The sequence below is a fragment of the Rhodopseudomonas sp. P2A-2r genome (assembly GCF_026015985.1).
Lineage (GTDB): Bacteria > Pseudomonadota > Alphaproteobacteria > Rhizobiales > Xanthobacteraceae > Tardiphaga.
The window spans coordinates 3,396,647-3,419,578 of the sequence record NZ_CP110389.1 but is presented as its reverse complement, the minus strand read 5'-3'; the positions used below and the strand labels follow the sequence as shown (position 1 = coordinate 3,419,578).

The following is a 22,932-nucleotide window of genomic DNA, read 5'->3' as shown; positions in this document are numbered from 1 at the left end:
CTTCGACGCCCGGGAACCGAAGCCTGGATTCGGAGTTAGTATTGGGTTCGGGAACTACCCGAACGGGGGATGTGTTTGAACCTTTTGCTAGCCAAGCGAGTTCGTTGTGACGTCTGACGCGGCGCGGAAGAAGCGAGCGATCGGACAAATCCTGCTGCTTGCAGCGGGATTTCTTGTGCTGGTCGCGATCAGCACCTCGTCGGTCGTGCTGGTCAACCAGGCCCGCAAGGACTCCGGCATGGTGGTTCACACCGTCGAGGTGGAAAACCAGCTATCGACCTTGCTCCTCGAGATCCGCCTGGCCGAGAGCGCGGCACGCGCCTATCTGCTCAATTCCCAGCAGACATTCCTGGACGAGCACGACGCCGCGGTGGCGTTCATCGTTCCCGGCTTCGACAAGCTCGCCGCGATCACCCGCGACAATCCCGTTCAGATCGCCAATGTCGAACGACTGCGGCCCGCCATCCAAACCCGGCTCGGCGAATTTGCCAAGGCCGTCGATTTCGTGAAGCAGAACAATACGCCGGCCGCGATCGCCATGCTGCCGCAGACCGGGTCCGGCCCGGCGGTCCAGCAGATCGATCAGATCTCGCGGGACATCCGCACCGAGGAAGAGCGGCTGTTTTTCGAGCGCACACGCACCGCTGACCGCACCCAGGAACTCGCGTCCATCGTCACCGTGGCCGGATCGGGGTTGGTGATCGCCTTGGCCGGCCTGTCGGTGTTCCTGGTGCGGCGCTCCGCCCGCGCGCGCGACGAAGCCGAGGCACGGCTGCGTGAGAACGCCCTCAATCTGGAATTCACCGTGGAGGAGCGCACCGCCGACCTGCGCGAGGCCAATGACGAAATCCAGCGCTTCGCCTATATCGTCAGCCATGATCTGCGTTCGCCGCTGGTCAACATCATGGGCTTCACCAGCGAACTTGAGGAATTACGCGGCGACATTTTCCGCCGCATCGCCACCCTCGGCAATCCCGAACCGGTGGTCGCCAACGCCAACGGCGAACTGCCCGAGCCGGCGCTGGCCGAGCAGGACAAGCAACTCTCGCAGGACTTCACCGAGGCCCTGGGCTTCATCAAGTCGTCGATTGCCAAGATGGACCGGCTGATCAGCGCCATCCTCAACCTCACCCGTGAAGGTCGCCGCGAGTTCAAGCCGGTCCAGATCGACGTCCGCGACCTGATCGAGAACATCGCTTCCACGGTGGCGCACCAGGCCGCTGAGACCGAGACCACGATCCGCATCGAGCCGCTGCCCGACATTGTCAGCGACCGCCTGGCAATCGAACAGATTTTCTCAAATTTGATCGATAATGCGCTGAAGTATCTCAGGAACGGCGTGCCCGGCGACATCCTCGTCAAAGGCCGCACAAAACTCGGCTTTGCGATCTATGAGGTCGTCGACAACGGACGTGGCATCGACCCGAAGGACCACCAGCGGATCTTTGATCTTTTCCGGCGTGCGGGTACACAGGACAAACCGGGTCAGGGCATCGGGCTGGCGCATGTGCGCGCCCTGGTGCGACGGCTCGGCGGCACCATGACGGTAGCGTCGGAACTGGGTCAAGGCAGCACCTTCACCATTACCCTGCCGGCAAGATGGACGGGGACCAAACGGGACAAGCAAGCATGAGCACACCTGTCAAAATCATCATGATCGAGGATGACGAGGGCCACGCCCGGCTGATCGAACGCAACATTCGCCGCTCCGGGGTCAATAACGAGATCCTGCCGTTCACCAACGGTACAGCTGCGGTAAATTATCTGTTCGGCGCTGATGGGACCGGCCTGGACCACAAGGACCAGGCGCTGCTGATCCTGCTCGACCTCAACCTGCCCGACATGACCGGGATCGACATCCTGCGTCGGGTCAAGGAAAACGATCACCTGAAGTGCGCGCCGGTCGTGGTTCTCACCACCACCGACGACGCCCACGAAATCAAGCGTTGCTACGAACTCGGTTGCAACGTCTATATTACCAAACCGGTCAACTACGAGAGCTTCGCCAACGCGATCCGCCAACTCGGTCTGTTCTTCTCCGTCATCCAGGTTCCGCAAGCCACCGCATGAATTCAACCGCGCCATCCACCTTGCTGTATATCGACGACGACGCCGCTTTGGCGCGGCTGGTGGAGCGCGGCCTGAAACGGCAGGGCTATGCGGTCGAACACTGCGACAATGGCGAGGCCGGCGTCGCCCGCATCAAGCAAGGCGGCATCGATGTGGTGGCGCTCGACCAGTACATGCCCGGGCTCGACGGGCTTGAGACTCTGGAGTTGATCCAGGCGATTCCCGGCGCGCCGCCGGTGGTGTTCGTGACGGCGTCGCAGGACTCCAAGATTGCGGTGACGGCCCTGAAAGCCGGCGCAGCGGACTATCTGGTCAAGGACACCCAGGGCGACTTCGTCCCCCTGCTCCACGTTGCCGCCGACGGCGCGGTGAAACAGGCCCGCATCCGCAAGGCGCGCGACGACGCCGAAGCCGAGGTCCACGCCTCGCGCGACCGCTACGCGGCGCTGGCCGCCGAACGCGAAGTGCTGCTGCGCGAGGTCAACCATCGCGTCGGCAACTCGCTGCAGATCATCGCCTCGCTGCTGCATCTGCAGGCCAATTCGTCCAGCGACGACGACGTCAAGGTGGCACTGACCAATGCCATGGGCCGCGTCGCCGCGGTGGCGCAGGTGCATCGCCGGCTCTACACCTCCCATGATCTCAAGAGCGTGCTGCTGAACCAGTATCTCGAGGCCCTGCTGGAAGACCTGCGGCGCTCCGCCGAGGGCAACCGGATGTCGCGGCTCACGCTGAAGGCCGAGCAGATGGAGATCGATCCTGACCGTGCGGTAGCGATCGGCATCATCGTCAACGAACTCGTCATGAACGCGGTCAAGTACGCCTATCCCGATGGCGCCGGCCCGATCCATGTGGTGCTGTCGGCGGACGGCGACGACATCATGCTGTCGATCACCGACGACGGCGTCGGCCTCAACGTCAAGCTCGATCCGCGCTCCACCGGCATGGGCCAGCGCATCGTCAACGCCATGGCCAACAAGCTGGAGGCCACCGTCGAGCGCGACCCCGCGCATTCCGGCACCCGCATCGTGCTGCGCTTTCACGCCCGCACCGCGGCCGAAGTGGCCGCCGCCAAGACGCCGCTCAGCGCGGCGAGTTGAATCGCCGATGGGTTAGTGGCGGACGGCTGATCTCCGGGACAGATGTACGGATAGCCTCAGTCCGCTGTGTCTGGACTTTCGGCCATGAGCCCGGATGGCCAGCCAATGCGAACCAGCAATCCGTCCGGCCCGGAAATACCCACTTCGTAGAGCCCCCATTCGCGGTGACGCAGGATGCCGCCGGGGCGGATGATCAGATCGTCAACACGCGCGGCGATGGCATCCACATGCGGTGTGCGGATGAAAACACCGAACGGGTTGTTCTGCTCTGACACCCGCCATGGCCCCTCTCCGGCCTGCGTCAGATGCACCTCGCAGTCCCAGCCGGTCATGATGATGTACTGTCCCTCGCCGCCGGTGCGGGCAAATCCCAGGCGCTCCCAGAACGGCACTGCAGCCGCGAGGTCATTGCTCGGGATGATGGCGAAGGCGCCGACGGTGGGGATGGTCATCGATCTGCTCCAGAGGGTCCGGCCGCCAATTTACGGGCGGGCGGTAAGTCGTGCCACCCCCGGACTTATGCTGAAGTCTGCGGCCGTTGAGCGCGCCCGATCCTCCGCTTCCCGACGTACACAAGCGTTTGTAATTTACTGCCTGTTGCAATCATTCGCGAGTTGGGTATTATTCGTTGCTTCCTTGGCAACCGGGCCCGTCTTTTAGGCGGGCCGTTGCCATTTTAGGGGCCTTTGCGATGACGCGCTCGAACCGTCTCGATCATATCCGGCTGACCTCGCATCCTGCGCCAGGCGCCAAACACGACTTTCCGATCCACTGGGGTGCTGCAACCGCGCGCGAACGCGGGCCGGTCATAGGCACCGTATCGCGGCCCGCGGACCGCAACGTCATCGGCACCCACGGCGGCTCCTATTCGGTGTACCGCGCCTTGGCCGTGTCCTCCGGCGCGCTCGATCCGATCCGCCGGCCCGACCTCACCAACACCCACCCCGCCGCCACCGTCGGCCCGTTCGAGCAGTGGATCGATCCGCAGAAGATCGTTTCGCTCGATCCCTGGGGGCATCTGGTCGGCGATAACTTCGCCAAGGAAATCGCCGAAGGCATCGACATTCGCCCGAGCATCGCCATCACCCGTGCCCGGCTCGACCTGATCGAACTGCAGGGCGCCATCGCCGCCGGCCGGCTGAAGCAGGATGGCGAGGTCGTGCACAAGAACGGCAGCGTCTCGGTGGTGAAGATCGCCATCGATCCGGTCTGGCACCTGCCGGGCCTCGCCGCGCGCTTCGGCACCACCGAAAACAACCTGCGCCGCCAGCTGTTCGAACAGACTGCGGGCATGTTTCCCGAACTGGTGACGCGCCCCGACCTGCAGGTGTTCCTGCCGCCGATCGGCGGCATCACCGCCTACCTGTTCGGCGACGTCACCAAGCTGCCGGACCACACCACGTCGATCACCTGCCGCGTCCATGACGAGTGCAACGGCTCCGACGTGTTCGGCTCCGACATCTGCACCTGCCGGCCCTATCTGATCCACGGCATCGAAGAATGCGCCAAGGCCGGCCAGAACGGCGGCCTCGGCATCATCATCTACAACCGCAAGGAAGGCCGCGCGCTCGGCGAGGTCACCAAGTTTCTGGTCTACAATGCGCGCAAGCGGCAGGAAGGCGGCGATGCCGCAGCTCAATACTTCGAGCGCACCGAATGCGTCGCCGGCGTGCAGGACGCCCGCTTCCAGCAGTTGATGCCGGATGTGATCCACTGGCTCGGCCTCAAGCGCATCGATCGCTTCATCTCCATGAGCGACATGAAGCACGACGCGCTGACCAGCCAGCGCGTGGAAATCGTCGAGCGCGTCTCGATTCCGGACGACATGATCCCGGCCGACGCCCATGTGGAAATGACCGCCAAGAAGGCCGCCGGTTACTATTCGCCGGAGCCGGTGACGCCGCAGGACCTTTCGGATTCGGTCGGCCGTTCGCTCGAGAAGTATTGAGAGCGCAGCGGTGAACTCATTGAATCCCGATACCTCGGCCGCCTTGTCACTGCTGTCGGCCCGCGCCGTCCGTGAACGCGCCCATCGCCTGCTGGCGATCGGGCTCGACGACGGACTGCAACACTTCCGCATCGATCTCGGCCGCATGGATGCGGCCGTCGATCTCGTGCTGGACACCACCCGCGCGGCCTATCCCTCCCTCGACGTGCCCTTCCATTCGCGCTGGCGACACTTCGTCAGCAAGGGCGACAACCGCTGGGCGACGCTGGCTGACGCCACTGCATGGAAAGACAGCGCCGCCCGCGCACGCGCCGAGTTCGACCTCGCCATCGTCAGCGTGTTTCTCGACGCCGGCGCCGGACCGGCATGGCGCTACACCGACCCGAAGACCGGCGACAAGATCGGCCGCTCCGAGGGACTGGGCCTAGCCAGCCTCGCGATGTTCTGCGACGGCGCATTTTCGGCCGATCCGCAGCAGCCGTTGCGCGTCGATGCAGCCGTGCTGGCAAAACTCGACGTTGCCGATCTCGCCCGCGGCATGCAGGTCTCGGACGCCAATCCGCTGGTCGGCCTGGAGGGCCGAGCCGACCTGCTGCGCCGGCTCGGCGCGCTGGTGGCGTCAAAGCCCGATGTGTTCGGCATGCATGACACGCCGCGGCCGGGCGGGCTGTTCGATCAGCTCGTGATGTTCTCGCATCAGGGAAAGCTGCCGGCGCCGACCATCCTCTCGGTGCTGCTGCAGCGCCTCGGCCCGATCTGGCCGTCGCGGCTGACGCTCGGCGGTATCGCGCTCGGCGATTGCTGGAAGCATCCGGCGCTGACATCCGACGACGCGACCTCGGAATTGATGCCGCTGCACAAGCTGTCGCAGTGGCTGTCCTATTCGCTGATCGAGCCGCTGCAGACCGCAGGCGTCGACGTCACCAACATCGATGGCCTCACCGGCCTCGCCGAATACCGCAACGGCGGCCTGTTCGTCGATATCGGCGTCCTCAACTTTCGCGACCCGAGCGACGAAGCGCGCGAGCACGATGTGTCGTCGACGCTGGTCGTCGAATGGCGCGCGCTGACCGTGGCGCTGCTCGACCGGCTCGCGGAAGGCGTGCGACAGAAGCTGCAGCTTGACTCGACCTCGCTGCCGCTGGCGAAGATACTGGAAGGCGGCAGCTGGGCCGCCGGGCGCGTGCTGGCGCGCCAGCGTCGCACGGACTCCTCGCCGCCGATCAAGGTGATCAGCGACGGCACTGTATTCTGAAACGGAAAGAGCAATGATGGACGGCGTCAATATCGTTACCCACCCGCTGGTGCAGCACAAGCTGACGCTGATCCGCGACAAGACCCGCTCGACCAAGGGATTTCGCGAGCTGCTGAACGAGATCGGCATGCTGCTGTGCTACGAGGTGACGCGCGACCTGCCGCTCACCGACGTGGAAATCGAAACTCCCATCACAAAGATGATCGGCAAGGAAATCGCCGGCAAGAAACTGGTGTTCGCGCCGATCCTGCGCGCCGGCCTGTCCTTCGTCGAAGGCATGATCGACCTCGTGCCGTCGGCGCGCATCGCCCATATCGGCCTGTACCGCGATCCCGAGACCTTTGTGGCGGTGGAGTATTTCTTCAAGGCGCCCGGCAATCTCGACGAGCGGCTGGTGATCGTGATCGATCCCATGCTGGCCACCGCCAACACCGCCGTTGCGGCGATCGACCGCATCAAGGAACGCGGCGCCAAGGATATCCGCTTCGTCTGCCTGCTGGCCTCGCCTGAAGGCATAGAGCGGCTGCGCGGCGCGCATCCCGACGTGCCGATCTGGACCGCCGCGGTGGACGATCATCTCAACGAGCACGCTTACATCGTCCCCGGCCTCGGCGACGCCGGCGACCGTTCGTACGGAACGAAATAGGCGATTGGGCTCGTTCCCCGGATGCTGCGCAACGCGCCCCTCTCGGGGCGTGGTGCGCTGCTGATCCGGGGGCCCGATTGGCGCGAAAAGAAACCGGGGATACCGGATCTGCGGAACGGCACAAAGCCAGCGATGCTTCGCATCGCAAGGCCGCACCGCGTCCGGGAAACGTGACAGCGCTGTCCTTGCTTTCCATCGCCTCTCGCGCGCCACCCTGCTAACGTCCCGCGATGACGTCCCGCGATTCCGCTTCGTCCGAAATCACCCCCGAAGTGCTGCTGCGCGCCTATGCCTGCGGCATCTTCCCGATGGCCGAAAGCGTCGACGACCCCACTTTGTTCTGGGTCGAGCCGGAGCAGCGCGGCCTGATCCCGCTCGACGGCTTTCGCATCAGTTCGCGGCTCGCCCGCACGGTGCGCTCGGACGCCTTCACGGTCACCGTCGATACCGCCTTCACCCGGGTGATCGACGGCTGTGCCGCGCCCTCGCCCGGCCGCGACGACACCTGGATCAACAAGCGGATCCGCGAACTTTACACCGGGCTTTACGAGATGGGGCACGCCCACAGCGTCGAGGTCTGGCAGGACGGCGATCTCGCCGGCGGGCTGTACGGCGTCAGCCTCGGTCGCGCGTTCTTCGGCGAGAGCATGTTCCACCGCGCCCGCGACGCGTCGAAGGTCGGGCTGGTGCATCTGGTGGCGCGGCTGATCGCCGGAAATTTTGCACTGCTCGACACCCAATATGTGACGGATCACCTGCGCAGCTTCGGCGCCATCGAAGTCCCGCGGCGGCGCTATCGCACGCTGCTCGATGCCGCGCTGGTCGCCGGCGCCGACTTCGCCGTGCTGCCGATGGATCATCCGGTCACCGGCGCCAAGGCGCTGGAGATCATCACCGCACGCGAGAGCAGACAAGCCCAGGGCTGAGACAGCCTGTTACCGGAAGCCCGGCAGCGGGGCTGGCTGGATCGGCTGCACCTGCTGCGCCGCCGAGGGCGGACGGGGCGGCTGCTTGGGCGCGACGCGCTTCTGCGGCGCGGGCGGCTTCGGCGCCTCGGGCGCCGCGGTGGCGACGGTGGCCTCCGGGCCTTTGCAGTCGGTCAGCCAGATGTCGTAGATCGGATGCTCGACGCCGTGCAGGCCGGGACTGGCGGCGAACATCCAGCCCGAGAAGATCCGCTTCACTTCCCCTGCAAAGTGATTTCGTCGACCTCGACGAAGGCGTCGGTGTTGGCGGCCTCGGTGGCCGGGCGGGTGTAGCAGGCGTCGGTCTTCACCCGCAGCGCGCCGAACTGCACGGTCTCGCCGATGTCGGCGTCGAAATTGATGATGCGGCCGGTGATCTTGTCGAGGCCGGAGAAGCTCGCCTTCTTGTTGACGATCTTCTGCGCCGGCGGCTCCGCGACCACCTCGTCGCCGGGCTGCAGGGTGGCCGCCGTCGGCGGAGCCACCTTCGGCGGCTGGCGCTGGCCCGGGGGCGCCGGAGTCGGCGGCGCGACAGCAATGCTCGGCGGTGCAGCGCCACCGGGCGGGTTCTGCGGAATCACGGTGGTGGCCGGCGGCGGCGCCAGCGGCTGTGTCTGCACGGCGCCGGGCGGCGGCACGCCCTGCCCTGGCCCCGGCCGGGTCGGCAGCAAACGGCCCTGCGGCAGCTCGGGCACTTCTTCCTCGTCGTCGAACTGCGGCGGCGGATTTCCGCGCGGCACGTTGCCGGGCGGGCGCGGCGCGGGATCGCCGAACAGCGTGCCGAACTGCGCCCGCGCCGGCGGCACGAACGACAGGGTGGAGGCGGCCATCAGGGCCGCAAAACCAGCGAGGGTCAGGGTTCGGAACATCTGGTGCGGCTTCAATCGACGAATCAGGGGCGCGACATTGTAACTGCTGCGTACTGCTGCGGCCGCTCGCAATAGCTCCGGTTAACACGCCGATTGCGGCGGCGAAAGGGCATGACGCCGGCCGGCCGCGGCCCCTGCGCGCCGGCGACTGGCCACGCCGCCGCCGCCATGGAATAGTCCGTCCCAGGGCACCGGCGCGCAGCATGCGACGCCGCGCCGTCGATCCGGAGCAACCGGACGCGCAGGGAGAAGCAGGACATGGTCGACAGCATTCGTCTGGACGGCAGGATCGCGGTGGTCACCGGCGCCGCAGGCGTCATCGGAACCGAAACCATCCGGCTGCTGGCGCGCCGCGGCGCTTGCATCGTCGCAGTCGACCGCGACGCGGACAAGCTCAAGCATGCGGTCCAGGGCCTTCCCGCCCATGCCGAGACCCTGGCCATCGTCGCCGACGTCAGCCGCGAGGAGGACGTCGCCGGCTATGTGAAGCACGCCATGGCCAAGTTCAGCCGGATCGACGTGTTCTTCAACAATGCCGGCATCGAGGGCGAGATCGGACCGATCGTCGACGCCTCGGTGGAGAATTTCCGCCGCGTGCTGGAGGTCAACGTCGTCGGCGTGTTCCTCGGCATGAAGCATGTGCTGCCGGTGATGCTGAAACAGAATTCCGGCTCGATCATCAACACCGCGTCGATCGCCGGCATCATGGGTTCGCCCGACATCATCGCCTACACCGCCAGCAAGCATGCGGTGATCGGCATGACCAAGAACGCCGCGCTCGAATGCAGCGGCACCAAGGTGCGCGTCAACTGCGTATGCCCCGGCCTGATCGACAGCCGCATGCTCAGCGCCATCATCGACGGCCGCAACCCCGGCCCGACCCCGGTGCCGTTGGAGCGCGTGGTCGACCGCACCCCGGCTCGGCGGCTTGGCCTCGCCGCCGAGGTAGCGCCGGTCGTTGCCTTCCTGGCCTCCGACGACGCAAGTTATGTCACCGGCGCCGCCTATACGGTGGATGGCGGCCGCACCGCCTCGTAATCAACCAACAACAACAGGTCAGTCCATGCCCGTCGTTCTCGATCCCGATGCCGCCGCCGTGCTCGCCGCCCTTCGCGCGGCCGGCCGGCCGCCCTACGAAACTCTGACGCCGGCCGAGGCGCGGGAGTGGTACCTGAAGGCCCGCGAGGTCGCCAATCCCGCGCCGCCGCCGCTCGCCTCTGTGCATGCCATGACCGTGCCCGGCCCGGCCGGCGCCATTCCGGTGCGCATCTACACACCGCTCACCCTGCGCAAGGCCGATGGCATGGCGCCGTGTCTGGTGTTCTTTCATGGCGGCGGCTGGGTGATTGGCGATCTCGACTCCCATGACGTGGTCTGCCGCACCCTCGCGGCGGAAGGCGAGATGATCGTGATCGCGGTGGACTACCGCCTCGCTCCCGAACACAAATTTCCCGCCGCCATCGACGACGCCCTCGCCGCCACGCGCTGGATCGCCGACAACGCGGTGGCGCTGAACATCGACGCCAACAGGATCGTGGTCGGAGGCGACAGCGCCGGCGGCAATCTCGCCGCCATCGTCGCCATCGACGCGCGCCAACACGGGCCGAAGCTCGCCGGCCAGCTGCTGATCTATCCGGCCACCGACTTCCGCATGACGCATCCATCGCACAGCGAGCCGGAGACCGACTGCCTGCTGACGCACAATGTGATCCGCTGGTTTCGTGATCACTATCTGAACGGCGCCGCCGACGTCGACAACTGGCGGGCGTCGCCGGCCCGCGTCGACGATCTCGCCGGCCTGCCGCCGGCCTATGTGATCACCGCCGGCGCCGATCCGTTGCGCGACGAAGGCGACGAATATGCCGACCGTCTCCGGGACGCCGGCGTCGCCGTCAGCAACAAGACCTATCCCGGCCAGTTTCACGGCTTCATCACCATGGGCAAGATCCTGCCGCGGGCCAACGACGCGCTGCACGATATCGGTGCATGGCTGAAGGCGCTCGGCTAGGCTACGGACCCAGGGATTCGAGGAAAACCATGCCGGCGCCCGATGATCTGTTCGAAATGCGACGGCTGGAGGCGCTGAGCAACACCATCTTCGGCGTCGCCATGACGCTGCTCGCCTACAACCTGCCGAAGGCGTCCGGGCTCAGCGCCGCCCCGGACTGGACCGAGCTAGCCCGCACCTACGCGCCACACGTCGTGCCGCTGATGCTCAGCTTCATCATCGCCGGCGTGTTCTGGTTCAGCCACCAGCGCCGCCTCGCCATGGCGCCGCAGGCCGGCCGCGGCGTGGTGTTTCTCAACCTGCTATTCCTGCTGTCGATCATCGTGCTGCCAGCCACCAACGGACTGTACGGCAATCTGCGCGATAGCACCGTGGTCGCCGTGCTCTACGGACTGCATCTCACCGTGATCGCGGCCCTCAATGCGGTGTTGTGGCTGCTGGCGCTGCGCGGGCAGCGCCACTTCGACACCCTGGCGGGGGCATTTTTGCCGGTCGTGGTTTTTCTGCTCGGCACCGCCACCGCTGTCGTTGCCCCGGCATGGGCGCCCTACTTCTGGTCCTTGGCGTTTGCCGCACCGCTGCTCGGCTATTTCAGCCGGCGTCGGCGCGAGGCCTGAACGGCGGCTCTCATCGCCTTCGTGAGACGCCGGTGACCACGCAGGTCATCCGCAGCCCCGCGCCTCAGTTGATCCGTGCCGCCCGCCGCAGCGCCTGCGGCGGCTGGCCGAAGCTGCGGATGAAGGCGCGGCGCATCCGCTCGGGGTCGCCGAAGCCGGTGGCGTGCGCCACCCCTTCGATCGCCTCGCTGGACGACTGCACGCGCTCGCGCGCCACCTCGATGCGCAGCCGCTCCACCGCCTTGGCCGGCGTGGTGCCGGTCTCGGCGATGAAGGCGCGGGAAAAATGCCGCGCGCTCATGCCGGCCTGCTCTGCCAGCCGCTCGACCGTGAGCGGCTGCGGCAGATGCTCGCGCGCCCAGGCCAGCAACGGGGCGAAGCGGCCGGACGGCGTCTTCAACTCGAGTAGCGCCGAGAACTGCGACTGACCGCCGCTGCGGCGCTGATACAATACCAGCTGCTGCGCCGTCGCCTGCGCCACCGCCTCGCCGTTGTCCTCCGCAATCATCGCCAGCGCCAGGTCGATGCCGGCACTGATGCCGGCCGACGTCCACGTCTCGCCGTCACGGGTGTAGATCTGGTCGGGCTCCAATCGCACCTTGGGATAGGCCGCACAAAAATGCGCCGTGTGCCGCCAGTGCGTGGTGGCGCGGCGGCCATCGAGCAGGCCCGCTTCCGCCAGGACATAGGCGCCCGAACAGACGCTGGCGATGCGGACGCCGCGGCGGGCCGCGGCGCGGATGAAGCCCTGCAAGCGTCGAGATGCGGCGGCGGTGCGAACGCCGGCGCCCCCGACCACGAGCAGCGTGCGCAGCGCCGCGGTCGAGCGGAGGCTCCGCGCCATCAGGGCGACGCCCGACGAGCTGCGCACCTCGCCCGGCGTCTCCGCCAGCACCCTGATCGTTGCCGGCACACCGCTGATGCGGCCGGCAATCTCGAACGCCGAGATCGGGCCTGCGGCATCGAGCAGCTGGAACTCGGGAAACACCACAATGCCGATCATCGTTATGTCCGTTAACGAGGGAAGTTAGACATTTCAGACACGAGGTGACCATGCCACGCTAGCGCCGTCAACAACCGTTCGGAGCCTCGCCATGTCCACCCTTCACATCGGCCTGCTGGTGTTTCCACAGGTGACCCAGCTCGATCTCACCGGCCCGCTGCAGGTGTTCACCCGGCTGCCCGGCGCCACCGTGCACCTGATCTGGAAGCGCATCGAACCCGTCTCGAGCGACACCGTACTGGCGCTACTGCCGACAGTGACCTTCGATGACTGTCCCCAGCTCGACGTGATCTGCGTGCCCGGCGGGGCCGGCAGCGACGACATGGCCAATGACGCGGCAACGCTGGCCTTCCTGCGCCGCCAGGCCGCAGGCGCGCGCTACATCACCTCGGTGTGCACCGGCGCGCTGGTGCTTGGCGCGGCCGGCCTGCTGCAGGGCTACCGGTCCACCACGCACTGGTCGGCGCTGGAGTTTCTGGCGGCATTCGGCGCCATTCCCACGGCGACGCGGGTCTGCGTCGACCGCAACCGCATCAGCGGCGGCGGGGTCACGGCGGGCATCGATTTCGCGCTGACTCTGGTTTCGATTCTGGCCGACCGCACCACCGCTGAGGCAATCCAGCTGGCGCTGGAATACAACCCGACGCCGCCGTTCAGCGCGGGATCGCCGGACATCGCGCCGCCAGAGGTGCTGGCACTGGTGACCGGCCGCATGGCCGGCGCCAGGCAACGCCGCAGCGAGGCCGTGCAGCGCGCCGCGGCGCGGCTCGGTTCACAGGCGGCGTAAGGCTTACTGGCCGGGGGTCCAGGGCTGGTAGTCGCCGGTGGCCTTGGGGCGGCGGCCGCTGGCCAGCGTCGAGCCGGACGGCCGATAGGCGGCGGGGGTGCCGGTCAGGTTGGGCTGATGCGGCTTCTGCCATTCGCGCGGCGTGTAGCTCTCTTCGGTGGGCGCCACGTCGACGGTGTGGTGCAGCCAGCCGTGCCATGACGGCGGCACCTTGGAGGCCTCGGCATACCCGTTATAGACCACCCAGCGCCGCTCGAAGCCGAGCGTCGGGTCGATCTTGCCGCCTTTGGTGCGGTAATAGGTGTTGCCGGTCTCGTCTGTGCCGACCAGCTCGCCGAAACGCCAGGTCCACAATTGCGTGCCGAAGGTCTGGCCGCTCCACCAGGTGAAAAATTTCAGCCAAAACAGTTTCATAGGCCGCGCCGGTTCGAGAATGCTTGGCTGTTGATGCCATCGGCGGCGGCAATTGTCCAGTTTTGCGACCGCTGGCGGCCCAGTTTTGCGCTCGCAACTCGGCGTGACCGGCCTCGCAACGGCGGCACTCCGGCCATAGCTGTTTGGCGACATCCTGTCGCGGAGCGGTGGCGAGCCGTTCATCCCGCATACATTTGGCACCTGTCAGCCTGCGAAACGCGAACAGGATGCTTTCTTGGGAACCCGCCCGCCGCAAGACGGTTAGATGATGGGGATGTCCCGCAGATGGAGCCGACGACGATGAATTTGAAACTGTTGAGTGCAGTAGCCGTCATGGCGCTTGCCATTCCCGCCCTGACCCCGACCGCGAGCTTCGCGCAGGTCGATAAAGGCGGCGCCGTTGCTGGCGGTGGCGGTCCGCGCGTCGGAGGTGGCGGCGGTGGTCCGCGCATGGGCGGCGGCGGCGGCCCCCAGTTCCACGGCGGAGGCGGTGGCCCGCGCTTTAACGGCGGCGGCGGGCCGCGATACGGTGGCGGCTATGGCGGCGGTGGCTGGCATCATCGCGGCGGCGGAGGTGGCTTTGTGCCGGGCCTGATCGCTGGTGGCATTATCGGCGGGGCGCTGGCCGCTCCCGGTGGCTATTATGGCAACAGCTACAGCTATTATGGCAACGGCCCCTATTACGGCGGCCCCTATGACGATGGTGGCGAAGTGGTTGAGGTCGCGCCGAGCGGTGGCGACGACGTCGCCTACTGCATGCAAACCTACAAGTCCTACAACCCGCGCACCGGGACCTATCTCGGTTATGACGGTTTGCGGCACGCCTGCCCGTAACCGACCCTCTACCCGATCGGAAAGGACGGCGCCCGGCGCCGTCCTTTCTAGGTTTCTACGCGCGCGTTGCCAGCGCGACGCCGGCCAGCGTGAACAGCAGCGCGGCGATTTTTCCGATGCCGAGCGGCTCATGCAGTGCAATGGCCGAGCCGACGACGCCGATGACCGGCACCGCCATGGTACCGATGGCCGCTACCGATGCCGGCAACATTTTCACCGCCGCGAACCAGCAGACATAGGCGGCACATAACGGCACCGCCACGACATAGCCGAGCAGCGCCCAGATGCCCCATGACAGGGTCGAGAAATGCGCGGTCTCCAACGTCATGCCGAGCAGCGACACCGGCAGGCAACCGATGCCGATCTGCCACGCCGACGAGCTCAGCAGCGGCAATGCGAGTTTGAAGCGCTTCGCCAGCACGGTGCCGAGCGCGAAGCCGAACGCGCCGAGCAGCGCCAGCGCGACGCCGGGAAGCTTCTGCAGGCTGGCCGAGATGCCGACGCCGCCCATCAGCGCGACGATACCGGCAAAGGCCATCAGCATCGCCAGCATCCGCCGCAGCGACATCCGCTCGCCCAGGATCCACCAGGCCAGCAGCGACGCCAGCACGGGCATGGTGCAAGCAAGCACGGCCGCCTCGCCGCCCGACAACCACAACAGGGACACGCCGATCAGCGCCGACCAGCCGGAGACATTGAGCAACGCCAGCACCACGAGAGGCGCCCATGCCTGGCGCGGGACGCGCAAACTGTCGCCGCGCGCCACGGCCAGCCCTGCCAGCAACATCGCGCCGACCACTCCGGTGAAGCCCCGGGTCGTCAGCGGCGGCAGTTCGCCCAGCAGGAATTTCATCACCGGCCAGTTCAGGCCCCAGGCGATCGAGGTAATGGCAAGAAACAGCAGGCCGATGGGCGCAATGCGCGTACGCGCGGCGGACGGAGTTGAGACTGTCATGGGGACCGGTTGGACGGGGTCGGCGGCGACGTCGTGACGGTTTATACCTATCACTTGGCAATGACGAATGTCCCACACCACGCGCCGGCAACGCCCATCATGAACGCCTGCCCGCGCTACTCCGCCGCCATCTGCATGCGAGCGGCGCTGACGTCGCGCAGCGGCGACTGGCCGTACAGCCGGCTGTATTCGCGGCTGAACTGCGACGGGCTCTGGTAGCCGACGCTGTAGCCCGCCGTCCCCACATCCATCTGCTCGACGAACATCAGCCGGCGCGCCTCGTGCAACCGCAGCTGCTTCTGAAACTGGATCGGCGTCATCGCAGTGACCGCCTTGAAATGGTGATGCAGCGAGGAGACGCTCATGCCGACTTGGTCGGCGAGGTCTTCGATGCGCAGCGGCCGCATGAAATTGCCGCGCAGCCAGGCGATCGCCTGGGCGATGCGGTTGCTCGGCGTCTCCGCGGTGGCGATCTGCAGCAGGCGCGGACCGAACGGCCCGGTCAGCAGCCGGTAGAGAATTTCCTGTTCGAGCAGCGGTGCCATGGCCGGGATATCCTGCGGCCGGTCGAGCAGCCTGAGCAGCCGCAGCGCGGCATCGAGCAGTTCGGGCGGCGCGAGGTTTACGGCGACGCCGCGCATGGCATCCGGCGCCACGGTCGCCGGCGACAGTCGGACGCGGGCCAGCACCTGCTTCAGCTGCGCGGGATCGATCGCCATGCCGAGCCCGAGGAACGGCTCATCGCAACTGGCCTCGATCACCTTGGATGTCACGGGCAGGTCCAGCGACACCACCAGGTATTCGCCGACGCCGTAGCGATAACGCTCGGCACCGAGTTCGAGGGTCTTGGCGCCCTGCACCACCAGCCCGAAGCATGGCCATTGCGCGGCGTGGTGATATGGCGTCGGCGCCGTGCAGCGGCTCAGAGACAGGCTGCCGATCCCGGTGACGTGGGATCCCTCGCCGGTTGCCCTGCGGGCAATGATATCAGCCAGTTCGCTATAGGGATCGAGAGCCATCGTCCGTGCAGAACCTTATTTGCATATCGTCGCGCGGCACCACCCTACCCGATCCCGGCCGATGGCACAGCGGTGCGGCCGGCGATTTGCAGGATCGTGCATGAATCTCGCAGGATCGCGCTAACGCTTCGGGGGCGCCCGCGCGCATAACCCGGCGCCCGGGAGCGCGCTCCCGCAGCGCCAAGGCGGCTCCCCATGACGAACCCGACATCATCCAGCAAGGTCATCCTGATCAGCGGCGCCAGCAGCGGCATCGGCGAAGCCACTGCGCGCCATCTGGCTGCAGCCGGCCACCGCGTCGTGCTCGGTGGCCGCCGCCTCGAACGCATCGCGGCCATTGCCGGCGAGATCCGGCAGGCCGGCGGCGAGGCGCTGCATCACGAACTCGACGTCACCCGCCTCGGCAGCTTCAGGGCCTTCGTGCTGCTCGCCAAGGCGCATTATGGGCGGATCGACGTGCTGGTGAACAATGCGGGCGTGGCGCCGCTGGCAATGATGGAAGAGCTGCGGGTCTGCGACTGGAACCAGATGATCGACGTCAACCTGCGCGGCGTGCTGCATGGCGTCGCCGCGGTGCTGCCGGTGATGAAGGAGCAAGGCGCCGGCCACATCGTCAATGTCGCCTCCACCTCCGCGCACCGCATCGTGCCCACCATGGCGGTCTACTCCGCCACCAAGGTCGCGGTGCGGGCGCTGTCGGAAGGGCTGCGACAGGAGAGCAAGGATTTGCGCGTGACCGTGATCAGCCCCGGCATGACCCGGACCGAGCTGGCCGGCACCATCAGCGATCCCAAGGCCAAGGCGACAATTTCCGCAATGATGGATGAGCAGGGTATCCCCGCCTCGGCCGTTGCCGAGGCGATCGCCTACGCCATCGGCCAGCCCGGCGATGTCGATGTCGGCGAGATCATCGTCCGCCCGACGGCGCAGGGGTAAAGAGCCACCGATTCGCGCCGCCGAGGGGTCGTCCGGCCGGCAATCATGCCGGGAAACCGGCGCCGACCGCGGCCTGCGGCTGCACTTCCCCGTAGGGGCACGGGTGTTCCCTTTTGCTCATCACGCGCGCCCGCTTGAGTCTCGTCAAAGCAAGCCCTCGGCAGCAAAATAAAGTTGCCCTGTGAACAGCGGGCAGAGCTGCCCCGATCCGAACAATTTGAAATATTTTCGGCTTCCGATTCCGTGAGGACTCACTGATACTTGGCAGCAATCGAGGTGCGGCTTGTCCCCTTGGTTATCCCCTGCCTCCACCATATTTAGTGATTGATTCAGGAACTCGTACTAGTCCTTGACGCGCGCGATCCAGTTGGCCTAGTTTTGGATGGTCCGGTGCGGGTGGTTATTTGTCCCGCCGGGCGATCCCCAGAAGGGTTCCAGACTGACCGCTCCGCCAGCCCGCAGGGGTCGCGGGGCATGGGCAGTTCTGTCCCGAAAACGGGCGACCTTCTGGACGTAAATGCGAGCCGGACCAATGGCCCGGGATGCGGTGTGAGGCGTTGATCGGCAGCAGGCCGGCGGTGGAATTCCATCGCCCTCCCATGGCCACAGAGAAACAGGACCGGGTCCACCCGGCCAAGCTGCGAACCCGCAAGGGTCCGCTAAACTGAAATCCGCCGGCGCCGCCCAACGGGGTGACCGGCACAGACGGGGCACGACGATGCAGATTCAACGGCGCTACACCACGGACGGTCTGTCACCCTATGCCGGGATCGATTTCAGATTTACGACGTCGGAGATTCTGCAATCCCGACGGCTCGGTGGTGTTCAAGCTGGAGAACGTCGAAGTCCCCGACACCTGGTCGCAGGTCGCCTCCGACGTGCTGGCGCAGAAGTATTTCCGCAAGGCCGGCGTCGCCGCCCGCCTGAAGAAGGTCGAGGAAGAGACCGTGCCGTCGTGGCTGTGGCGCTCCGAGCCCGACACCCTGGCGCTGGCCACCCTGCCCGAGAAGGAGCGCTACGTCTCCGAACTGTCGTCCAAGCAGGTGTTCGACCGCCTCGCCGGCTGCTGGACCTATTGGGGCTGGAAGGGCGGCTACTTCACCACGGAAGAGGACGCGCACGCGTTCCACGACGAGCTGCGCTACATGCTGGCCAAGCAGATGGTCGCGCCGAATTCCCCGCAGTGGTTCAACACCGGCCTGCACTGGGCCTATGGCATCGATGGCCCCGGCCAGGGCCACTATTACGTCGACTTCAAGACCGGCAAGCTGACCAAGTCGAAGTCGTCCTACGAGCATCCGCAGCCTCATGCCTGCTTCATCCAGGGCGTGCAGGACGATCTGGTCAACGACGGCGGCATCATGGACCTCTGGGTCCGCGAGGCCCGTCTGTTCAAGTACGGCTCGGGCACCGGCTCCAACTTCTCGCGCCTACGCGGCGAAGGTGAAAAGCTGTCCGGCGGCGGACGCTCGTCGGGCCTGATGAGTTTCCTGAAGATCGGCGATCGCGCCGCCGGCGCCATCAAGTCGGGCGGCACCACGCGCCGCGCCGCCAAGATGGTGGTGGTCGACGCCGACCATCCGGATATCGAGAGCTACATCGACTGGAAGGTGAAGGAGGAGCAGAAGGTTGCGGCCATCGTCACCGGCTCCAAGATCAACCAGAAGCACCTCAAGGCGATCCTCAAGGCCTGCGTCAACTGCGAAGGCTCCAACGACGACTGCTTCGATCCCGAGAAGAACCCGGCTTTGCGCCGCGAGATCAAGCTCGCCCGCCGTGCGCTGGTGCAGGACAACGTCATCAAGCGCGTCATCCAGTACGCCAAGCAGGGCTACAAGGACATCGACTTCCCGGTCTACGACACCGACTGGGACAGCGAGGCCTACCTCACCGTCTCCGGCCAGAATTCCAACAACTCCGTCTCGCTGAAGGACGACTTTTTGCGCGCGGTGGAAACGGATGGGACCTGGGACCTGATCGCCCGCAAGGACGGCAAGGTCATGAAGACCCTGAAGGCGCGCGACCTCTGGGAGAAGATCGGCTACGCCGCCTGGGCCTCGGCCGATCCCGGCCTGCACTTCAACACCACCATGAACGACTGGCACACCTGCAAGGCGTCGGGCGACATCCGCGCCAGCAATCCGTGCTCGGAATACATGTTCCTCGACGACACCGCCTGCAACCTGGCCTCGGCCAACCTGTTGACCTTCCACAACGTCGAGACCAACCGCTTCGACGTCGATGCCTACGAGCATCTGTGCCGGCTGTGGACCGTGGTGCTGGAAATCTCGGTGACCATGGCGCAGTTCCCGTCCAAGGAGATCGCCCAGCTGTCGTTCGAATACCGCACCCTCGGCCTCGGCTATGCCAACATCGGCGGCCTGCTGATGAGCATGGGCCTGTCCTACGACTCCAAGGAAGGCCGCGCGCTGTGCGGCGCCCTCACCGCCGTCATGACCGGCGTCAGCTACGCCACCTCGGCGGAGATGGCGAAAGAACTCGGCCCGTTCCCCGGCTACAAGAAGAACGCCGCGCACATGCTGCGGGTGATCCGCAACCATCGCCGCGCCGCGCATGCGGAGTCCCGCGGCTATGAGGGCCTCGCCGTCAACCCGGTGCCGCTCGATGGCGAATCCTGCCCGCAGGCCGACATCGTCGCCCACGCCCGCGCTGCCTGGGACCTCGCCCTCGAACTCGGCGAAATCCATGGCTACCGCAACGCCCAGACCACCGTGGTCGCCCCCACCGGCACCATCGGCCTGGTCATGGATTGCGACACCACCGGCATCGAGCCCGATTTTGCCCTCGTGAAATTCAAGAAGCTCGCCGGCGGCGGCTACTGGAAGATCATCAACCGCGCCGTCCCCGCAGCACTCCGCGTGCTCGGCTATCGCGAGAGCGAGATCGCCGAGATCGAGGCCTATGCGGTCGGCCACGGCTCGCTCTCGAACTCGCCGGGCATCAACTCGTCGACCCTCAAGGCCAAAGGCTTCACCGACGAGGCACTGGCCAAGGTTGAAGCGGCTCTTCCGACCGCGTTCGACATCAAGTTCGCCTTCAACAAGTGGACCTTTGGCGAGGACTTTTTGCGCGATACCTTGAAGATCGCGCCGGAAGCCATCGCCGCCCCCGGCTTCGACCTGCTCGCCGCCGTCGGCTTCTCCAAGCGCGAGATCGAGGCCGCCAACGTCCACATCTGCGGCGCCATGACCGTGGAAGGCGCGCCGCACCTCAAGGCCGAGCACTACGCCGTGTTCGACTGCGCCAATCCCTGCGGCAAAGTGGGAAAACGCTACCTCTCGGTGGAGAGCCACATCCGCATGATGGCGGCGTCGCAGCCGTTCATCTCCGGCGCCATCTCCAAGACCATCAACATGCCCAACGATGCCACGGTGGACGACTGCAAGTCGGCTTACCTGTTGTCGTGGAAGCTGGCGCTGAAGGCCAACGCGCTGTACCGCGACGGCTCGAAACTGTCGCAGCCGCTGAACTCGCAGCTCATCAGCGACGACGACGAGGACGAGGACGGCATCGACGCTTACCTCGACAAGCCGATGGCGGCGCGCACCGCGCAGATCTCCGAAAAGGTGGTGGAGCGTCTGGTCGAGCGCATCGTAGTGATGCGCGAACGCGAGAAGATGCCGGATCGCCGCAAGGGCTATACCCAGAAGGCAGTGGTCGGCGGTCACAAGGTCTACCTGCGCACCGGCGAATATGACGACGGCCGCATCGGCGAGATTTTTATCGACATGCACAAGGAAGGCGCGGCGCTGCGCTCCTTCATCAACAACTTCGCCATCGCGGTGTCGCTCGGCCTGCAATACGGCGTGCCGCTGGAAGAATATGTCGACGCCTTCACCTTCACCCGCTTCGAACCCGCGGGCCCGGTGCAGGGCAACGACAGCATCAAGTACGCCACCTCGATCCTCGACTATGTGTTCCGCGAACTCGCGGTGTCCTACATGTCGCGCTTCGACCTCGCCCATGTCGATCCCACCGAGAGCCAGTTCGACGCGCTCGGCAAGGGTGTCGCCGAGGGCAAGGACCCCGAGCAGCCCAGCAACCGCTACGTCTCCAAGGGCCTGACCCGCTCGCGCACCGACAATCTCGTGGTCATGCGCGCGCCCGACGCCACGGCACCCACCGCCGCCGGCGGCAGCAACGTCACCGCTTTGGCTTCCGGCCACGCGGCGACCGCCCAGGGCGCGTCCGGCACCGCTACGGCGCTGAAGACCGCCGAGCCGGAACGCGCGCTGTCGCCCACCGAGAAGCTGGAAGTGCAAAACTGGAGCAAGGCCGGCACCGCGAACGCCCAGCCGTCAAAGGCCGAGCGTCGCGAAGAGGCAAAAGCCAAGGGCTACGAAGGCGAGATGTGCGGCGAATGCGGACATTTCTCGCTGGTGCGCAACGGGACGTGCATGAAGTGCGATACGTGTGGGTCCACTACCGGGTGCAGTTAATTATGCCACTTTGCATTCGCCTAGACGATTAGTTAGGCGGACGCTCTAGCTAAATGGACGCTCAAAACAGGAAACCCCGCCTCAACGGCGGGGTTTTCTATGTAAAATATTGATTTTGTTGAGATCTCTGAAGCTAGGCCGCTCGCGAAGCGCGCTACCCCAAAGCGCCGTAGCGAGCGAGCGGCCGGTTGAGCTTGCCTCAGTGCCTTTTAGCGGACGTGATTCCGCACCCGTAAGGGGGGACAACTCTCTCGAGACAACTCTGATTCCAGAATCGGTAAGATTCTATTTCGTCGCCCGTTTTGCAGTCCCGGGGCGAGCGAGCGGTAGCGCCCGATCTTGTTTGACACAGAACTCCACGGAGGCCACTCGCGACGCGCGCTCCCCCATAGCGCCGTAGTGAGCGAGCGCCCGGTTGGCTTGCCTCAGTCTATTTTTGCGGACGTCACTCCGCGCTAAAGGGGGCGGGCAACTGTCTGGAACTGTAAGTTGACAGCGACCATATGCTCTTGGCAGCCAAGCAGGAAGCAGCTTGATAGATTGTCAGGTCTTCCGGGAAGTTGGGCCTGACGGTTCTACTGGCAGAACGAACTTTAAACGAGATCCGGTGCGAAATCGCGGAAGAGCCTCGTATTCGGCGCAGATCACGATCCTTCTTGCGGGCATCGCGGCCGAACAAGTCGTCTTCGGTAACCATGCAGATGGAGGTGGCGGTGAAGAAGGTTCCGATCTCCATCAGGCGACCCTGATTGCGGCTACGATGGAGGTCTCACTCGGGCTCGGCGAGAATCTTGTTTATCTGTCATCAAGGCGTTCCGCCGAAGTGCTAGCGCGGGTCCGGATTGACGCGTCCCTCCGTCGCAAGATCGCTAGTTTACTCGACGTCAGTTTCCAACGGGCGAAAGTGATCGTCACTGAGCGCTCCGCGGAATTGAACGAACTAGTGCGGATTCTCGCAATTAATGGGCGCGCGACTTCCGACGATGTCGAATCCCTTTTCGATCCGCGCACTGATCTTCAGCATCCTTTCGTCCCATGAGCCTGCG

Annotated in this window: 19 protein-coding genes and 2 pseudogenes; 15 read left to right on the top strand and 6 right to left on the bottom strand. The window is 65.7% G+C overall.

The window, feature by feature from the left end; all coding sequences use genetic code 11:
- The first annotated feature begins 106 nt into the window (after positions 1-106).
- Genes ONR75_RS16550 through ONR75_RS16540 form a run of 3 tightly spaced genes read left to right on the top strand, consistent with a single transcriptional unit; the run spans position 107 to position 3,170 of the window.
- Positions 107-1,633: a sensor histidine kinase gene (locus tag ONR75_RS16550; RefSeq protein WP_265078236.1), complete on the top strand. Its 1,527-nt coding sequence runs from the start codon at positions 107-109 to the stop codon at positions 1,631-1,633.
- Complete coding sequence (locus ONR75_RS16545) at positions 1,630-2,070, top strand: response regulator (protein WP_265078235.1); 441 nt, start codon at positions 1,630-1,632, stop codon at positions 2,068-2,070. The genes ONR75_RS16550 and ONR75_RS16545 overlap by 4 nt, the downstream gene beginning before the upstream one ends.
- Positions 2,067-3,170, top strand: coding sequence for a sensor histidine kinase (locus tag ONR75_RS16540; protein ID WP_265078234.1), 1,104 nt, complete (start codon positions 2,067-2,069; stop codon positions 3,168-3,170). The genes ONR75_RS16545 and ONR75_RS16540 overlap by 4 nt, the downstream gene beginning before the upstream one ends.
- Positions 3,171-3,226: 56 nt before the next feature.
- Here ONR75_RS16540 and ONR75_RS16535 read toward each other — a convergent pair whose 3' ends face one another.
- Complete coding sequence (locus ONR75_RS16535) at positions 3,227-3,622, bottom strand: glyoxalase (RefSeq protein WP_265078233.1); 396 nt, start codon at positions 3,620-3,622, stop codon at positions 3,227-3,229.
- Positions 3,623-3,861: 239 nt separating this feature from the next.
- On the opposite strand from ONR75_RS16535, the gene ONR75_RS16530 reads away from it, so the two are divergent.
- The 4 genes from ONR75_RS16530 (at position 3,862) to aat (ending at position 7,945) form a co-directional block, all read left to right on the top strand.
- The gene (locus tag ONR75_RS16530) at positions 3,862-5,118 is read left to right on the top strand and encodes a GTP cyclohydrolase II (RefSeq protein ID WP_265078232.1); all 1,257 of its coding nucleotides are present in this window, start codon (positions 3,862-3,864) and stop codon (positions 5,116-5,118) included.
- A 19-nt stretch (positions 5,119-5,137) separates the two neighbouring features.
- The gene (locus ONR75_RS16525; RefSeq protein ID WP_265083688.1) at positions 5,138-6,373 is read left to right on the top strand and encodes a URC4/urg3 family protein; all 1,236 of its coding nucleotides are present in this window, start codon (positions 5,138-5,140) and stop codon (positions 6,371-6,373) included.
- A gap of 16 nt (positions 6,374-6,389) precedes the next feature.
- The gene (gene upp / locus ONR75_RS16520; RefSeq protein WP_265083687.1) at positions 6,390-7,019 is read left to right on the top strand and encodes a uracil phosphoribosyltransferase; all 630 of its coding nucleotides are present in this window, start codon (positions 6,390-6,392) and stop codon (positions 7,017-7,019) included.
- 230 nt (positions 7,020-7,249) lie between these two features.
- Positions 7,250-7,945 carry a leucyl/phenylalanyl-tRNA--protein transferase gene (gene aat / locus ONR75_RS16515; RefSeq protein WP_265078231.1) on the top strand — a complete coding sequence of 232 codons (696 nt, stop codon included), beginning with the start codon at positions 7,250-7,252 and terminating at the stop codon, positions 7,943-7,945.
- Positions 7,946-7,954: 9 nt separating this feature from the next.
- Here aat and ONR75_RS16510 read toward each other — a convergent pair.
- Positions 7,955-8,853: pseudogene (locus tag ONR75_RS16510) on the bottom strand (DUF2155 domain-containing protein).
- A gap of 258 nt (positions 8,854-9,111) precedes the next feature.
- Between ONR75_RS16510 and ONR75_RS16505 the strand changes: the two are divergent.
- From ONR75_RS16505 to ONR75_RS16495, 3 genes are read left to right on the top strand one after another with little or no spacing between them, the layout of a single operon-like run.
- Positions 9,112-9,891 carry an SDR family NAD(P)-dependent oxidoreductase gene (locus ONR75_RS16505; RefSeq protein WP_265078230.1) on the top strand — a complete coding sequence of 260 codons (780 nt, stop codon included), beginning with the start codon at positions 9,112-9,114 and terminating at the stop codon, positions 9,889-9,891.
- Positions 9,892-9,916: 25 nt separating this feature from the next.
- Positions 9,917-10,861 carry an alpha/beta hydrolase gene (locus tag ONR75_RS16500; protein ID WP_265078229.1) on the top strand — a complete coding sequence of 315 codons (945 nt, stop codon included), beginning with the start codon at positions 9,917-9,919 and terminating at the stop codon, positions 10,859-10,861.
- Between the two features lie 29 nt (positions 10,862-10,890).
- Positions 10,891-11,478 (top strand): TMEM175 family protein, encoded by a 588-nt coding sequence (locus ONR75_RS16495; protein ID WP_265078228.1) that lies wholly within the window; start codon positions 10,891-10,893, stop codon positions 11,476-11,478.
- A gap of 64 nt (positions 11,479-11,542) precedes the next feature.
- On the opposite strand, the gene ONR75_RS16490 is transcribed toward ONR75_RS16495, so the two are convergent.
- Positions 11,543-12,481: a GlxA family transcriptional regulator gene (locus ONR75_RS16490; RefSeq protein WP_265078227.1), complete on the bottom strand. Its 939-nt coding sequence runs from the start codon at positions 12,479-12,481 to the stop codon at positions 11,543-11,545.
- Positions 12,482-12,572: 91 nt separating this feature from the next.
- On the opposite strand from ONR75_RS16490, the gene ONR75_RS16485 reads away from it, so the two are divergent.
- Positions 12,573-13,268, top strand: coding sequence for a DJ-1/PfpI family protein (locus ONR75_RS16485; RefSeq protein ID WP_265078226.1), 696 nt, complete (start codon positions 12,573-12,575; stop codon positions 13,266-13,268).
- 3 nt (positions 13,269-13,271) lie between these two features.
- Here the strand turns inward: ONR75_RS16485 and ONR75_RS16480 are convergent, their stop codons facing one another.
- Positions 13,272-13,682 carry an NADH:ubiquinone oxidoreductase subunit NDUFA12 gene (locus ONR75_RS16480; protein ID WP_265078225.1) on the bottom strand — a complete coding sequence of 137 codons (411 nt, stop codon included), beginning with the start codon at positions 13,680-13,682 and terminating at the stop codon, positions 13,272-13,274.
- Between the two features lie 300 nt (positions 13,683-13,982).
- On the opposite strand from ONR75_RS16480, the gene ONR75_RS16475 reads away from it, so the two are divergent.
- A complete protein-coding gene (locus ONR75_RS16475) occupies positions 13,983-14,516 on the top strand; it encodes a BA14K family protein (RefSeq protein ID WP_265078224.1) in 534 nt (177 codons plus the stop codon).
- A gap of 55 nt (positions 14,517-14,571) precedes the next feature.
- Here the strand turns inward: ONR75_RS16475 and ONR75_RS16470 are convergent, their stop codons facing one another.
- Together ONR75_RS16470 and ONR75_RS16465 are read right to left on the bottom strand one after the other, a co-directional pair.
- Complete coding sequence (locus ONR75_RS16470) at positions 14,572-15,471, bottom strand: DMT family transporter (protein WP_265078223.1); 900 nt, start codon at positions 15,469-15,471, stop codon at positions 14,572-14,574.
- Between the two features lie 116 nt (positions 15,472-15,587).
- A complete protein-coding gene (locus tag ONR75_RS16465; protein WP_265078222.1) occupies positions 15,588-16,490 on the bottom strand; it encodes an AraC family transcriptional regulator in 903 nt (300 codons plus the stop codon).
- A 195-nt stretch (positions 16,491-16,685) separates the two neighbouring features.
- Here ONR75_RS16465 and ONR75_RS16460 point away from each other — a divergent pair, with 195 nt between their 5' ends.
- The 3 genes and pseudogenes from ONR75_RS16460 (at position 16,686) to ONR75_RS16450 (ending at position 22,925) form a co-directional block, all read left to right on the top strand.
- The gene (locus ONR75_RS16460) at positions 16,686-17,426 is read left to right on the top strand and encodes an SDR family oxidoreductase (RefSeq protein WP_265078221.1); all 741 of its coding nucleotides are present in this window, start codon (positions 16,686-16,688) and stop codon (positions 17,424-17,426) included.
- A 718-nt stretch (positions 17,427-18,144) separates the two neighbouring features.
- Positions 18,145-21,886 (top strand): annotated as a pseudogene (locus tag ONR75_RS16455) (vitamin B12-dependent ribonucleotide reductase).
- Positions 21,887-22,493: 607 nt separating this feature from the next.
- The gene (locus tag ONR75_RS16450) at positions 22,494-22,925 is read left to right on the top strand and encodes a hypothetical protein (protein WP_265078220.1); all 432 of its coding nucleotides are present in this window, start codon (positions 22,494-22,496) and stop codon (positions 22,923-22,925) included.
- The last annotated feature ends 7 nt before the right edge of the window (positions 22,926-22,932 follow it).